Source organism: Burkholderia dolosa, assembly GCF_902499135.1.
Lineage (GTDB): Bacteria > Pseudomonadota > Gammaproteobacteria > Burkholderiales > Burkholderiaceae > Burkholderia > Burkholderia dolosa.
Genome location: NZ_CABVPR010000150.1, coordinates 1 through 1,038, shown reverse-complemented (window position 1 = coordinate 1,038; position 1,038 = coordinate 1). Strand labels below are relative to the sequence as shown.

Below are 1,038 nucleotides of genomic sequence, written 5' to 3'. Positions count from 1 at the left end.
CTAGTGTCCCGTTCCGCTGATTCGCGAACAAAGTCGGTGTAGCTTTTCGAGGATGGAATCGGCAGACGCGGTCCAGACGAATGGCTTGCAGTTTTCGTTGTAGTGGGAGACGAATTGGTCAATGCGCTTGATCAGTTGTTTGACCGAGCCGAACGAGCCTCTGCGGATCGCCTTATCGGTGATCAACGCAAAGAAGCGTTCGACCTGATTGAGCCACGAACTGTAGGTGGGAATGAAATGCATGTGCCAGCGGGGGCGTGCAGCCAGCCACGCCTTGACCTTCGGATGCTTGTGACTGCCATAGTTGTCGACGATGCAGTGCACGTCGAGTTCGGCCGGCACGGCTTTGTCGATTTCGCGCAGGAACGAAAGGAATTCCTGATGGCGATGACGTGGCTTGCAGGTAGCGAGCACGGCGCCATTGAGCACATTCAGGGCGGCAAACAACGTAGTGGTGCCGTGACGGACGTAATCATGAGTGACGCCTTCGACGTAACCGAAACCCATCGGCAGCATAGGTTGCGTGCGCTCGAGCGCCTGACACTGGCTCTTCTCGTCCACGCACAGCACCAGGGCGTTCTCCGGAGGGCTCAAGTACAAGCCGATCACATCGCGCAGCTTCTCGATGAAGAACTGATCGGTCGAGAGCTTGAAGCTTTCGCTGCGATGCGGCTGCAGCCCCAGCAGCTTGAAGTAACGGTGCACACTCGTTGGCGAGATGGCAGTTTCGGCGGCAATCGTGCGCACGCTCCAGTGAGTGGATCCATCTGCCGGCTTCGTATGCAGGGTCTTATGAATCAGTTGAGCCAGCCGCTCGTCGTCGATCGTGCGTGGTTTGCCGGGACGAACTTCGTCATAGAGTCCGTTGATTCGCTGCTCCAGAAACCGCAGACGCCACTTGCCCACCGTGGCGCGCGTGAGTTGCAGGCGTTGTGCGATTGCGCTGTTGGGTTCGCCGTCAGCAGCCGCCAGCACGATGCGCGCCCGCGCGACCAGCGCAGCCGAAATCGAACGAGAACGTGCTATCGACATCAATTG

Annotated in this window: 1 protein-coding gene; it reads right to left on the bottom strand. The window is 58.4% G+C overall.

What is annotated here, in order from left to right; all coding sequences use genetic code 11:
* Nucleotides 1-1,038 (bottom strand): IS630 family transposase (locus tag BUB20358_RS27945; protein ID WP_437340536.1); only part of this gene is annotated, 1,038 nt, incomplete at its 5' end.